This window comes from Streptomyces sp. NPDC052042, assembly GCF_044548345.1.
Classification (GTDB): domain Bacteria; phylum Actinomycetota; class Actinomycetes; order Streptomycetales; family Streptomycetaceae; genus Streptomyces.
Genome location: NZ_JBIUBU010000009.1, coordinates 152,388 through 165,712, shown reverse-complemented (window position 1 = coordinate 165,712; position 13,325 = coordinate 152,388). Strand labels below are relative to the sequence as shown.

The window sequence follows — 13,325 nt, the reverse complement described above, 5'->3', positions numbered from 1 at the left end:
GTCGGCCGACCCTCGCCCGCACTCGGTACTACCGCAGGCGGTCACGTCGATGGGGTCGACACCGGGCTGTGGCACCTTGCCGCGCTACCGGAACGCCCGCATGCATTCGGTATGCGGGTGCCCCTCCGTCTTGCGACGCACCACCTCCGACGGACCCGAGGGCTCACATCGCGCCCAACTCCGCTCGACGTTCCGCGTGGTCACACACTCATGCCGTAGCCCAGTTCCTCGGCGGCGACGCACCAGAAGGAGTTCTCGTCGGCAACGGCCTCGGCATCAAGGGCCCCGAATCGTTCCACCAACGCCTCGGTGAGCGCGTCGGCGGCCTCCTCGGCCAGGTCCACGGCCTCGGCGTCGTCGAGACCGTCGCCGGGCCCCTCGTATGCGGCGGCGTCAGCAGCGGCCTCTTCATAAGCACGGTTGAAGGCGACGAACGCCTCGACACTGGAGTTCACCAGGTGAGGACCGCCGTCCTCCGGCAAGCCCCACAGGGAGCCGTCAGCACGCCGTACGCCGAGCGCGCTCAGCCCTGGGTCGGCCGCGACCAGGGCATACCGCGTACCGTCGACCGTGCGTTCCGTGAAAGGGGAGTCCAGCCACGCCCCGGGGTAGGGGCAGCGAACACATCCGGCCAGGAGCGAGGCAAGCTCGGCGTCGTTCATGCTGAGAACCTAGCCCGCGCCGCCGACACTTCACCAGCCGGGTGAACATGTGCGGTCGCGACACCGGAAGCCGACGAAGCCGGCCGTCAGCCCCCGCACTCGACGCCCCTCTCGTCATCGATCTCCGCAAGCGCTCTCGCCCCCGCATCCGGCTCGCCATGCGCCGCCTCGTCGTCCGTCGCCTGAAATGCTGCTGAGTCCGCGCCACCCACCGGGCCGCCGCGCCGCACGCCGGGGCGGACCCCGGTGCCGTCAGCGGCGCAGGCGGGCGTTGAGCCTGGCGGCCTGGAGCGTCAGGTGGTCGCGCTCGGCGAGGTTGGACGCCTTGCGGGCCGCCTCGGCGTACAGCCGTGCCGCCGTCGCCAGGCCGCCGTCGCGCTCATGGAGGTATGCCGCCACCGCGGCGTAGCGGGGCAGTGAGTCGCTCAGTGGCGCGAGCGCCGCCAGCCCGGCGCGCGGTCCGTCGGCCTCACCGACGGCCACTGCGCGGTTCAGTCGGACGACCGGGCTGTCGGTCAGGCGCGCGAGCTCGTCGTACCACTCGACGATCTGTACCCAGTCGGTCTCCTCGGCGGTGGGTGCGTCGGCGTGGAGTGCCGCGATGGCCGCCTGGGCCTGGAACTCGCCCAGTCGGTCGCGGGCGAGAGCTGCCTGCAGCATCCCGATGCCCTCGGCGATCGACTTGGTGTCCCACCGGCTGCGGTCCTGCTCGGCCAGCGGCACCAGGCTGCCGTCGGGCGCGGTCCGGCTGGCACGCCGGGCGTGGTGGAGCAGCATGAGGGCGAGCAGCCCGGACACCTCGGGGTGGTCGATCGCGGCCGCGAGCTGCCGGGCGAGCCGGATGGCCTCGGCGGCGAGGTCGATATCGCCGGAGTAGCCCTCGTTGAACACCAGGTAGAGGACGCGCAGCACGGTGGCGACGTCGCCGGGCTCGTCGAACCGCACACCGGAGACGGTGCGCTTGGCACGGCTGATGCGCTGCGCCATGGTTGCCTCGGGCACGAGGTACGCCCGGGCGATCTGGCGGGTGGTCAGCCCGCCGACCGCGCGCAGTGTGAGCGCGACCGCGGACGACGGCGTCAGCGACGGGTGGGCGCACAGGAAGTAGAGCTGGAGTGTGTCGTCCGCCGAGGTCACCGGCCCGGGTTCCGGTTCGTCGTGGACGAGTTCCTCGCGTCGGCGGCGGGCGGCGTCCGCCCGGGTCGCGTCGAGGAAACGGCGCCAGGCCACGGTGACCAGCCAGCCCTTCGGGTCCCGGACGGGGGATTTCCCGTTCGAAGCGCTTGGGGAGGGGCGCGCCGGCCAGACGCGGACCGCCTCGACCAGCGCTTCCTGCACGGCGTCCTCGGCCGCCGCGAAGTCGGCTCCGCGGCGGACGAGGATTCCGAGCACGCTCGGCGTGAGGCTCCTGAGCAGGGCCTCGTTCATCGGTGAGCTCACTCCGTGATGGTGGGCGGCGAGGCCAGGAGCGGGCGCACCTCGAGCCACTCGTGGATCGGCTTCCCGCCCGCCCCGGGAGCGGCGGACAGTTCCCCGGCCAGCTCGATCGCGCGCTCGTAGCTGTCGACGTCGATCACCATCCAGCCGGCGATGAGGTCCTTGGTCTCGGCGAACGGGCCGTCGGTGACCGGCGGGCGCCCCTCACCGTCGTACCGGACGAACGTCCCCTCGGGTGCGAGTGCCTGGCCGTCGACGAACTCGCCGGTCTCCTCCAGCCGATTCGCGAAGTCCTGCATGTACCGCACGTGCGCCGAGATCTCCTCCGGCGTCCACTGGTCCATCGGGACGTCGTTGACCGGAGCCGGGGCGCCGCGGTAGTGCTTGAGCAGCAAGTACTTGGCCATGGTGTTTCTCCTCGGTCTTGTGCGGCCCATTCTGGTCGCGTTCACCGCGGGGACGGAGCAGGCCACGGGTTTTCGACATCGCCGTCGGAATTCATCAGGTCACCTTCGGAAGAGAGACCTGGCTGCGGGACCTGACCGAGGGATGCGTCGTTCGCCCGCGTGCCGGCGGTCCGCAGTCATCCCACCCGTGTTCCCCTGCCCCGCAGGACTCGGCCGACGGCGCAGGCTCCGGCGAGCACGGTGACGGAGATTCCGAGCAGGAGCCCGCAGACCAGAGGACGGGTGGGTGCGGGGGACACCAGGATGGCGACGAGCGGGACGGAGGCGAGGGCGAGCATCGCCAGTGCGGTGCGGAACGTGGTCATGAGTGAGCCTCTGCAAAGGGGAACGGCAGTCACGGTTCGGGATGCCAGGTGGCTTCGAGTCGTACCGTGCGGTCGGGCGTACGCACGGTGTGCCGGTGGGCGCGGGGGCGTGCGATCGGAGTCGGTCCGGGCGAGACGTGCAGGACCGGGTTGTCCAACGAGGAGTCGGCGAGGCGGCGCAGGACGCCGATGAGTCTCGCGCACGCGGTGGCCGGCAGGCGGGCGGTGTGGTCCCGAGCGGTGGCGCCCATGCGGGCGGTGGTGCCGATGCGGGCGGCGGTGCGGATGCGGGCGGCGAACGGGGTGGCCATTGCGGTCACCTCCCGGAACGAACGGACGGATGGGACGGGTTCCGTGTCCGGGGCCCACGGGTGCGGGCCCCGGACACGGAATGCGGGCGGACTACAGCCAGGTGCCGAACCGCTTGATGTAGCGGGTCTTGAGGAACTGGGTCAGCGCGCAGTAGCCGAGCAGAGTGACGATGAGCAGGGGGAAGTACGTCCAGGGCAGTGACTGCAGTCGCAGGGTGGCCGCCAGGGGCGAGAACGGCAGATAGATGCCGATCGCCATGATCGCGCCGGTGAGCAGCAGTACGGGGGTGGCTGCTCGGGACTGGATGAACGGGATCTTGCGGGTGCGGATCATGTGGACGATGAGGGTCTGGGAAAGAAGGCCCTCGATGAACCAGCCGGACTGGAACAAGGACTGTTCACCGATGGTGTTCGCGGAGAACAGCCACCACATGGCGCAGAAGGTGGTGATGTCGAAGATCGAGCTGATCGGACCGATGTACAGCATGAAGCGGGACAGGTCGCTGGCGTCCCATTTGCGGGGCTTCTTCAGATATTCCTTGTCCATCTTGTCCCAGGGGATGGACAGTTGGGAGATGTCGTAGCAGAGGTTCTGTACGAGCAGGTGGACCGCGAGCATCGGCAGGAAGGGCAGGAACACGGAGGCGACGAGTACGGAGAAGACGTTTCCGAAGTTGGACGAGGCCGTCATCTTGATGTACTTCGTGATGTTGCCGAAGGTGCGCCGGCCCTCGATGACGCCCTGTTCCAGGACGGTGAGGTCCTTTTCGAGCAGGATGATGTCGGCGGACTCCTTGGAGATGTCCGCCGCGGTGTCGACCGAGATGCCGACGTCCGCGTCGCGCAGGGCGGCGGCGTCGTTGATTCCGTCGCCGAGGTAGCCGACGGTGTGGTCACCGGACTGCAGGGCGCGTATGATCCGGGCCTTCTGGACCGGGTTCACCTTGGCGAACACGGTTGTCTTCTCGGCCAGTTCGCGCAGTTCGTCGTCGTCGAGGGCGTCCAGGGAATGGCCAAGGGGAATCTCTCCGGCGTGGAGGCCGACCTCGGTCGCCACCTTGCGGGCGACCAGTTCGCTGTCCCCGGTGATGACCTTGACCGTGACCCCGTTCTCGCCGAGCGCGGCTATCGCGGACGCGGCAGTCGCCTTGGGCGGGTCGAGGAAGGCGACGAAGCCCACCAGTGAGAGGTCGGACTCGTCGGCGACCGAGTATTCGGTGCGCTGTGCGGGGAGGGTACGCGTGGCGACGGCGAGTACCCGCAGTCCTTGGCGGTTCTGGTCCTCGGCCACCCGGCGCGCCCGTTCCCGTGCCGCGTCGGTCAGCACGATGTCCCGGCCGCCTTCGCGTACGTGGACGCAGGCGTGGAGCACCTCGTCCACGGCGCCCTTGGTGATGAGCACGTGGGTGTCCTGTTCGCGCTGCAGGATGACCGACATGCGGCGGCGGGCGAAGTCGAAGGGGATCTCGTCGACCTTGGTGAAGCGGGCGGCGGCCAGCAACTGGTCGCCTTCACTGACGTGGTCGATGACCGCCCGGTCCAGGAGGTTCTTCAGACCGGTCTGGAAGGAGCTGTTGAGATAGGCGTATTCCAGGACCTCGTCGTCGGGGCGGCCGAGCGGGTCGAGGTGGCGTTCCAGGACGATGCGGTCCTCGGTGAGGGTGCCGGTCTTGTCCGTGCACAGTACGTCCATGGCGCCGAAGTTCTGGATGGAGTTGAGCCGTTTGACGATGACCTTGCGCTTGGACATCACGACCGCGCCGCGTGCCAGGTTGGCCGTCACGATGACCGGCAGCATCTCCGGGGTCAGGCCGACGGCCACCGAGACGGAGAAGAGGAACGCCTCGAACCAGTCGCCCTTGGTCAGTCCGTTGATGGCGAGGACCACGGGGACCATGATCAGCATGAAGCGGATCAGTACCCAGCTGACCGACCGCACTCCGCGGTCGAAGCTGGTCTCGGGGCGGGTGCCGACGAGGTTCTTGGCCATCGAGCCGAAGTACGTGCGGGAACCGGTCGTTGCCACCACGGCCGTGGCGGAGCCGGATACGACCGAGGTGCCCATCAGGCACAGCGTGGCGGACTCCAGCGGGTCGGCGCCGGCCTCGGGTCGGCCGCCGGCCGCCTTGTGGGCGACCGCGCCGAGGGTGTCGTACTTCTCAACGGGCAGCGACTCGCCGGAGAGCACGGCCTGGGACACGTGCAGGTCCTTGGAGCTCAGCAGTCGGCAGTCGGCCGGGATCATGTCGCCGGCCGCGAGACGCACCAGGTCGCCGGGGACCAGGTCCTCGGTCGGAACCTCCCGCTCCACGGGGTCGGCGTCCGCGTCCGCCCGTCGGACGACGGTGGCCGTGGTGGTCACCATCGCCTTCAGCGCCTCGGCCGCCTTGGTGGAGCGGAACTCCTGCCAGAAGCGCAGGAAGACGCTGATCAGCACCATCGCCGTCAGGGTGATCATGCCTTGGGTGTCGTCCGTCAGGAAGAACACGGCGTCGAGGCAGATCAGAATGAGGATGAACGGGTTCTTGAACGTCGCCGCCAGTTGGAGCAGCGGGTGCGGCGGGCGGTCGTGGTCGACGGTGTTGTGGCCGTACCGGTCGAGCCGCCCGGACGCATCGTGTTCGGTCAAGCCGCGCGGGCTCGCCCCGAGGTCGCGGAGGATGTCGGTCGGGGAGGCCGAGCCTGCCGCCATCAGCTCCGAGCCGATCTTCGCGGTGGCTGCCCCGAGGGCATCGGTCTTGCGTCCCTTGCGGACAGAACGGCGCGGCCCCGACCGGGCACGCTCCAGCTCTTCTACGGTCTTGCTCATGACAGATTGACTCGTCTCTGTACATTTCGGGGCATGCCGAAGGTGTTCGCGGGCGTGGCAAGCCGTCCCGCGAACCCGGAGAGCCCCGGGCAGGAAAGGTGAAATCCGAGAAATCAAAAGGATGTCGACGGGAGCGGTCCCGCTCAGTGCGCTATCGCGTCATGTGACACGGCCGGCACGGGAGAGGCGAATCCGCGTATCTACTGCCGCTGGGACTCACTGCTCTCACCTCCTTGCTGCCGGACCGATCACACGCAGCAGAAGGCACACCACACTCCGCGCCGGACACGGCGCAGCAGGGTCGTACACCTCCTCGTCAGAGCTTTGGCACTACACGGCGTATCGAACCCAGCGGGTCCAGAAGCCACTTGGGGTCACCCCTTAAGCCGGGGAGACCTGTCCTGACCCGGAGCGTCTCTCGACGGGGGAGGTCAGTGGCCTGTGTCCGCGTAGAAGCCTCACCGAACGAGGTGCTACAGCCATGAGTGAACACCCCTTCACCCTTGATAGTCAAGCGGGCGCGCAAGTATTCTGGGGCGGTAGCCCGCCCCGCTCCCGCCCCTCCCGGAGACACGCAGCCCGTGACCGATATCCCGCACGACGAATCCCCCCAGCCCCTGAGCCCCCGCCAACTCCAGCAGGCCGCAGGTACGTTCGGGATGCTCGCCGCGACCAACCGGCTGCAGATCATGTGGCTGCTCTCGCAGGGTGAGAGCGATGTCGGCACCATCGCCGCGAAGGTCGGCGGCACGGTCGCCACGGTCAGCCAGCACCTGGCGAAGCTCAAGAAGGCCAAAATGGTCAGCGCCCGTCGCGAGGGCCGACGCCAGATCTACGTGCTCGACGATCCCCATATCGCCATCCTGGTCGACCAGGTCGTCGCCCATCACCGCGCACTCGACGAACGAAGCACCTCGTTGGGTGCCCTCGTCTCCGGCCGCAGAGACACCTGACCTCCGCCTCAGTGAGACCGCGAGCGCGGCGGCGGCCCCGCCCCGCGCCGCATCCGCTTCAGCCGGGTGTCCGGTGCCACGACCGCTCCCACGGTCTCACGGGCCTCGCACTCAACGGTGCGGGCTCGGCTGACATGGTGCACGCGGCGGGGCGTGCCTTCACGTTGACCGTCCTTGACGGCCTTCGCCTTCATTGCGGTCGCAGCCCCGGCTGGTGTTCCTCTGCCGAACGCGGCGCCGGTGAAGCGGTGATGTCACGGGAGAGGCCGGCGTCGTGCGGGATGAATTCCCCGCACGACGCCGGCCTCTCATGCTTCCGCGTCTTCCCTGGCGAGCGGTCGGGATTTCTCCAGGAGGCTGTCCACCGTGCGGTGGTCAGCGCGCGGTCGGCTCGGCCGCGGCCGGCTCCCCGGACGGCAGCAGACGCGGGATGAGGCGGACGTAGGCGACCATGCCGAGGACTTCGACGAGGGTCTGGGTGACCACGACGACCGCGGCGACCGCGAGGGTGCCGGGCAGGGCAAGGGCCAGAGGCAGCACGACGAGGGAGTTGCGGGTCGCGCCGGTGAACACGATCGCTCGCCCGGCCGGGGCACCGAGACGGAACAGGCGGGCCACGCCCTTTCCGGCGAAGGCCATGACCACGAGGAACGCCGCGTAGAAGGGGATGACGGCGGCGACGTCGGTGAGGCTGCCGCCGAGCTTGGGGACCTGGGAGGCGACCACGGTCAGCAGGGTGGCGGCCATCAGCGGCACCATCGTCGTGGTCGCGGCGTCGGCAGCCCGTTGCCCGACCGGGCGGCGCGCGGCCCACGCCTGCAGGGCCCAGGCGAGCGCGAGCGGGATGACGATCAGGACCACGAACGCTTCTACGAACGGGCCGACGTCCACGATGTCGGCCAGCTCCGAGCCCATGAACAGGTACAAGAACCCCGGCAGGAGCAGCATCTGTGCCACCAGCAGCAGCGGAGTGGCGGCCAGCAGACGGCGGCTGGAACCGCCGGCCAGCCCGGAGAAGACGATCACGTAGTCGACGCACGGGCACAGCAGCACCAGCAGAACCCCGACCCGGACGCCCTGGTCGGCGGGCAGGAAGGTGAACATCGCTGCGACCACCAGCGGCACGACCACGAAGTTCACCACCAGCGCGGCCGTGAGGAATCGGCCGTCGCGCAGAGAGCGGAACAGCTCGGCGGCCGGAACCTGGAGGAAGGTGACGAACAGCAGAGCGCCCAGGACGGGGTTGATGGCGTGCTCCAGCCCGGGGCCCGCCTCCGGGGCCAGCCCGCCCAGCAGCCCTCCGGTGGCCATCGCCGCGAGGTAGATCGCGACCTGGTGGTGTTCCATCCGCTCGACCAGGCCCTGCGGTCCTCGCTCCGGCACTTCTGATCGCTCCTCGTTCCCTCTCGTACCGGCTGCCGTCGTGGCGGCCGGTACGCCCATCCTCACAGGTCATGCCTCCCGACCCGCCGCCGGTCGTGCGTCGGCTCGGCCGTCTGGTTACGGGAGTGTCGGACCCGGGGCTCTGCGACACGGTCACCGGCACCGTGTGTGTCCCGTCACCCCGCTGTCGGGAGTTCCGACGGCTCGGCTTCAACGACGCCCGTAGTAGAGGGAGTTGTGCGCGGTGTCCGGCAGGTACAGCACATCGTTCCCGTCCGAGTCCCGCCGCACCGCGAGCCGGTCCGCACTCACGCCCGGCGCGGCGGACTGCGCGGTCCATGTGCCGCCCGACTCGGTCGCGGCGAAGACGCGGTCGGTGCCGGAGCCGGTGACGTAGTAGACCCGCTTGGCTTCCTTCTCGTCCCAGGTGATGCCGAGGGCCGCGGCGGTCTGGCCGCCGGCGTACACGGTCTGGCGGGCCCAGCCGCCGCCGCTCGGATACGCGTAGTACACGCGGAAGTTGCCGCCGCTGTCGGCCGAACGGTAGCGGTAGGCGACCTTCGGGGTGGAACCGTCGAGGGTGAGCTTGGCGCTCTGCACCGCCGGCCCCGTGTAGGCGTTGTCGATGCTCCACTCCTCGCCCGCGGTGAGGTCCTGGATCACGTCGGACGTGCCGGGTGTCACCGGGGTGGTGAGAGCCGCGCCCGCGCTGTTGGCGAAGGCGCCGGTCGACGGGTCGTAGCGCAGGTAGGAGAGCTGGTGCCGGAATCCGGTCGCCGGGGCCTTGGCCCACTCGTACAGGAGGTGCACGCGCCCGGCGGCGTCCACCATCAGGTCGTCGGGGTACACGGAGCGGTTCAGCGCGCCGGCGAAGGTGGCGACCACGCTCCAGCGCGCGGCGGCGTTGTCCCAGCGGTACAGCTTGCCGGGACGCTGGTCGGCGCCGGCGCCGACGCGAGCGGCCAGGTACAGATCGCCGTTGGGCGCGGTGGTCACGATCGGGTAGGTGATGCCCACGCCCTGGTCGGGCAGTTCGGTCGCGTGGTCCGTGACGTTCCCGCCGGGGGCCTCGGTGCGGAAGTAGCGCCAGGCGTTGGCGTGCATGGAGGCGAACACGTGCAGGCGGCCGTTGCCGTCGCGCGCGACGGACGGCTGGTTGTGACCGTTGTCGTCGGGGAACTCGGCCTGCTGTCCGCTCTTGTCGAGCAGCGGCAGACGGCTCCAGACCCCGTCCGGGTCGCGCCGCGCGATGGCCGGGCGGTGCGTGGCGGCCGTCGAACCGGGCTCGTTGAAGGCGAAGTACGTGTACTGGCCGCGGCCCTTGTACGTGGCGACCGGTGTCCACCATGCGGCCTGGTTCGACGAGTCCATCGCGTACGGGACCTTCTCGATCACCGTCGGCGCGGCTGCCGTGCGGTACGTGCTGTCGGCCTGGGCGGCCGGGACGGTGGTGAGCAGGGCGGCCAGGGCCGCGGCCGAGGCGGCGTACGCGCGTGCCGTGGGACGTCGCAAGGTGAGCTCCTTCGCGGGCGTGATGGTGAGGTGGACGGGGCGGCCCCGCGGGTCGGTCCACCCACTCCACTGCGCCGGGAACTTACAGCAGATCCCGGATCGTGAATAGGGGTTGCACAATGCGGATTAGAGATACGTCTTAGGGAAAGCGTGTGCGGCATGACAAGGGGCCCGGTGAAGGTCGTTCGGCCTTCACCGGGCCCCGGACCGCCGCGTGCCGGTTCAGCGCTTGATGAGGGCGGCGACCTCCTCGCCGGCCTTCTTCATCGCGTCCTTCGGCTTCGACCTGCCGACCAGGACGGCCTGGACCTGCTTGGCCACGGCCTCCTCGATCTGGGCGTTCTGCGCGAACTGCCAGAACGGGCTGCCGGTCGCCGTCTTGGTGATCTTGTCGGTCCACTCGGTGGTGAAGGTGTCCTTCGCGACCTTCGGGTCGGTCAGGCCCGCGGTGGTGGACGGCGGCAGGGCGCGGGACTCGAAGTACTCGGTGGTGGTCGCGCGGTCGGAGGTGGTGTGCAGCGCGAACTGTGTCGCCGCGTCCTGCCCCTTGCCCTTGACGATCGCGATCACGCCGCCCCACAGCAGCGCCTGCGGCGTGTCACCGGAACGCAGCACCGGACGCTGCATCGGCTGCATCGCGGCGGCCAGCGTCTTGTCCTTGGACTGGGCCGCGGTCACGCCCTTGCCGATGATGGCGTCGTCGTAGAAAGCGGCCTTGCCCTGCCCGAACAGGGCGCGCGCGTCGAAGCGGTCCACGTCCGCGGCGATCAGCTTCGCGTCGTGCAGCTTCTTGTACCAGGTGACCGCGTCGACGGAGGCGTCGTCGCCGATGGTCACCCTGTCGCCCTCCAGAAGCGTGCAGCCGAAGGTCTGCATCCACGGGAAGATGTCCTTGAGCTGCGCGACCTTGGTGGCCGCGGCGTAGGGCACGACACCGCCGCCGAGCCCCTTGAGCTCCCGCAGCGCGTCCTCGAACTCCTCGACGGTGGTGGGGTGCTTCTTGATGCCGGCCTTCTCCAGGAGCTTGGAGTTGGCGATCACGCCGATCGAGCCGGTGTTCCACGGCAGGCCGTACTGCTTGCCGTCGTACATGCCGCTGTTCAGCGCCACGTTCGTGTAGCCGCCCTTCAGGGCCACGGAACCGAGGTCGGCGAGCTTGCCCATCTGCGCCACCGCGGCGAGCCAGGCGATGTCGAGGTGCACCGCGCCGGTCGTCTCCCCGCCGCCGAGCTTGAGGGTGAGCTGGCTCAGGTACTCGTTGTACGGGTACGAGACCGCGCGGATCTTGGAGTTCTCGGCCTTCTCCCACGCCGCGATGATCTTCTCGATCGCGGGCTTGGCGGCCTCCTCGTTGAGCGACCAGGAGGTGAAGTCGAAGTTCTTGGACTTCGTGTCGCCTCCGTTGGAGGAGGTGTCGGCGCCGGACGGTGCGCAGGCGCTCAGTACACCGGCGCCGGCCACACCGAGCGCGCCGATGCCGAACATGCGCAGCGCGCCGCGCCGGCTGATGCCAGAGGTGGTCATGGTGTCTCCATGGGGGAGTGGGCGGAAGGGGGAATGCGTGGGCGAGGGTGCGGGCGGAGCCCGCGGGCTCAGCTCTTGACCGAGCCGGCGGTCATGCCGCCGACGAGGTAGCGCTGCAGGAACATGAAGGCGACGACCACCGGGATGGACACGATGAGCGAGGCTGCCATCAGCTCGGGCCAGGCGGCCTGGAACTCGCCGATGTAGGTGGAGACGAGGCCGGGCGGCAGGGTCTGCTTCTCCTTGTCGGCGAGCGTCACCGCGAAGATGAAGTCGTTCCAGCCGCGGACGAAGGCGAACAGGCCGGCGGCGATCATTCCGGGCGCGGCCAGCGGTGCCACGATGGAGTGCAGCGTCCGCCACCGGGACGCGCCGTCGATGGAGGCCGCCTCCAGCAGGGCGTCCGGGATGGTGTCGAAGATGCCCTTCAGCATCCAGACGCACAGCGGCATCGTGAACGTGGTGAAGGACAGCACCAGGGCGGTGTACGTGTTGAGCAGGCCGAAGCTGGAGAACACGGCGTACAGCGTCACCAGCAGGAGCGCCTGGGGGAACATCTGGGAGGCCAGTACCAGGTGCATCAGCGAACGACGTCCGCGATAGCGGAACTTGGAGAACGAGTAGCCCATGTACGTGGCGACGACCACGCTCAGCACGGCGGTGATCGAGGCCACGATGAGGGAGTTGACCAGGTAATTGATCAGCTGGTCGTTCTCGGCGAGGGCCGCGAAGTTGCTGAAGGTGATGTGGGTGGGTACGAGCTTCGGCGGGAACTGGAAGGTCTGCTCGGGGCTGCTCAGGGCGGTGGCCAGCAGCCAGTAGACCGGCAGGATGCCGAAGGAGCCGATCACCAGGACCGCGGTCCAGGCGGCGATGCGCGAGCGCAGCAGGTCTTTGCGTATCCGGCGCCGCGGGGTGCGTCCGGCGGACGTGGCGGGCGGGCTCAGCCGGTCGGTGCCGGACAGCGGGGTGGAGGTCGTGGAGGTCATCAGGCGTCGCCCTTCCGCTCGGTGATCCTGAGGTAGACGACGACCAGGATGAGCAGGAGCAGCATCCACAGGCCGCCCAGCGCGGTCGCCCGGCCGATGTCGAAGCCCTTGAAGGCGGTCTGGTACACGGCGGTCGCGAAGGTCTCGGTGGCGCCGGCCGGGCCGCCGCCGGTGAGCACGTAGATGGTGTCGAAGTGCTGGAAGTTCCAGATGAGCTCCAGAAGCAGCACGATCGAGGCGACACCGCGGACCTGCGGCCAGGTGACGGAGAAGAAGCGCCGGATCGAGCCCGCCCCGTCCATCGAGGCCGCCTCGTGCAGTTCCTTGGGCACGGTCTGCAGACCGGCCAGGAGCATCACCATCATCCAGGGGAAGCTCGCCCAGGTCTTGGTGATGATGACGGCGAGCATGGCGGTGCCGGGCTGGCCGAGCCAGGAGACGGACTCCTCGATGATCCCGGCCTTCATGAGGATGCCGTTCAGCACGCCGTAGTTCGCGTTGAAGATCCACATCCACAGGAAGGAGACCACCACGCCCGGGATCACCCACGGGAACAGGAACAGGCCGCGCAGGAAGCCGCTGCCCTTCAGGCCCGAGTTCAGCGCGAGCGCGAGCGCGAAGCCGATCACGAAGGGGGCGAGCGTCGCACCGACGGTGAAGACCAGCGTCTGCTTGAGGATCGTGAGGAACTCGCCGTCCAGCCAGTGGGCGAAGTTCTCCAGGCCGACGAACTCCCGGCCCGGCAGCCGCAGGTCCTGCTTGAAGAAGCCGGTGAACAGCGCCGACAGCAGCGGATAGATGATGACCGTCGCGAACAGGGCGAGCCCGGGTGCGGTCAGCAGCAGTGCGAACGCGCCGTTGGAGAGCCGTCCGCCGGTCCGCTCTGGGTCTGGAGCGGCCTTCTGGGGAGGTGCGGCCGTACTCATGGGTGTGTCCTCTCAAACGGGGCGGGAGCGGTGGTGCAGGGCGCGGC

The 13,325-nt window shown here is 69.2% G+C and carries 12 protein-coding genes and 1 riboswitch; of the genes, 1 reads left to right on the top strand and 11 read right to left on the bottom strand.

Features of this window, described 5'->3' with window-relative positions; genetic code table 11:
• Positions 1-200: 200 nt before the first annotated feature.
• The 6 genes from ACIHCL_RS17460 to mgtA all read right to left on the bottom strand — a co-directional run bounded on the left by ACIHCL_RS17460 (position 201) and on the right by mgtA (position 5,991).
• Positions 201-662 carry an SUKH-4 family immunity protein gene (locus tag ACIHCL_RS17460; RefSeq protein ID WP_399862563.1) on the bottom strand — a complete coding sequence of 154 codons (462 nt, stop codon included), beginning with the start codon at positions 660-662 and terminating at the stop codon, positions 201-203.
• A 252-nt stretch (positions 663-914) separates the two neighbouring features.
• Positions 915-2,090 carry an RNA polymerase sigma factor gene (locus tag ACIHCL_RS17455; RefSeq protein ID WP_399862784.1) on the bottom strand — a complete coding sequence of 392 codons (1,176 nt, stop codon included), beginning with the start codon at positions 2,088-2,090 and terminating at the stop codon, positions 915-917.
• Between the two features lie 8 nt (positions 2,091-2,098).
• Positions 2,099-2,506: a YciI family protein gene (locus tag ACIHCL_RS17450; protein WP_399862561.1), complete on the bottom strand. Its 408-nt coding sequence runs from the start codon at positions 2,504-2,506 to the stop codon at positions 2,099-2,101.
• A gap of 176 nt (positions 2,507-2,682) precedes the next feature.
• Complete coding sequence (locus ACIHCL_RS17445; RefSeq protein ID WP_399862559.1) at positions 2,683-2,871, bottom strand: hypothetical protein; 189 nt, start codon at positions 2,869-2,871, stop codon at positions 2,683-2,685.
• A gap of 29 nt (positions 2,872-2,900) precedes the next feature.
• Complete coding sequence (locus tag ACIHCL_RS17440) at positions 2,901-3,182, bottom strand: hypothetical protein (RefSeq protein ID WP_399862558.1); 282 nt, start codon at positions 3,180-3,182, stop codon at positions 2,901-2,903.
• Between the two features lie 91 nt (positions 3,183-3,273).
• Complete coding sequence (gene mgtA / locus ACIHCL_RS17435) at positions 3,274-5,991, bottom strand: magnesium-translocating P-type ATPase (protein WP_399862556.1); 2,718 nt, start codon at positions 5,989-5,991, stop codon at positions 3,274-3,276.
• Between the two features lie 302 nt (positions 5,992-6,293).
• Positions 6,294-6,468, bottom strand: a riboswitch (M-box (ykoK) riboswitch).
• Positions 6,469-6,572: 104 nt separating this feature from the next.
• On the opposite strand from mgtA, the gene ACIHCL_RS17430 reads away from it, so the two are divergent.
• Positions 6,573-6,944 carry an ArsR/SmtB family transcription factor gene (locus ACIHCL_RS17430; protein WP_399862554.1) on the top strand — a complete coding sequence of 124 codons (372 nt, stop codon included), beginning with the start codon at positions 6,573-6,575 and terminating at the stop codon, positions 6,942-6,944.
• A 375-nt stretch (positions 6,945-7,319) separates the two neighbouring features.
• Here the strand turns inward: ACIHCL_RS17430 and ACIHCL_RS17425 are convergent, their stop codons facing one another.
• The 5 genes from ACIHCL_RS17425 to ACIHCL_RS17405 form a co-directional block, all read right to left on the bottom strand.
• Positions 7,320-8,291, bottom strand: coding sequence for a bile acid:sodium symporter (locus ACIHCL_RS17425; RefSeq protein ID WP_399862782.1), 972 nt, complete (start codon positions 8,289-8,291; stop codon positions 7,320-7,322).
• Positions 8,292-8,537: 246 nt separating this feature from the next.
• Positions 8,538-9,839, bottom strand: coding sequence for a BNR-4 repeat-containing protein (locus tag ACIHCL_RS17420; RefSeq protein WP_399862552.1), 1,302 nt, complete (start codon positions 9,837-9,839; stop codon positions 8,538-8,540).
• A gap of 222 nt (positions 9,840-10,061) precedes the next feature.
• Positions 10,062-11,363: an extracellular solute-binding protein gene (locus ACIHCL_RS17415; protein WP_399862550.1), complete on the bottom strand. Its 1,302-nt coding sequence runs from the start codon at positions 11,361-11,363 to the stop codon at positions 10,062-10,064.
• 68 nt (positions 11,364-11,431) lie between these two features.
• On the bottom strand, positions 11,432-12,352 hold the full coding sequence (locus ACIHCL_RS17410) for a carbohydrate ABC transporter permease (RefSeq protein ID WP_399862548.1): 921 nt from the start codon (positions 12,350-12,352) through the stop codon (positions 11,432-11,434).
• Positions 12,352-13,278 carry a carbohydrate ABC transporter permease gene (locus ACIHCL_RS17405; protein ID WP_399862546.1) on the bottom strand — a complete coding sequence of 309 codons (927 nt, stop codon included), beginning with the start codon at positions 13,276-13,278 and terminating at the stop codon, positions 12,352-12,354. Before ACIHCL_RS17405 ends, ACIHCL_RS17410 begins: the two co-directional genes overlap by 1 nt.
• Positions 13,279-13,325: the final 47 nt, after the last annotated feature.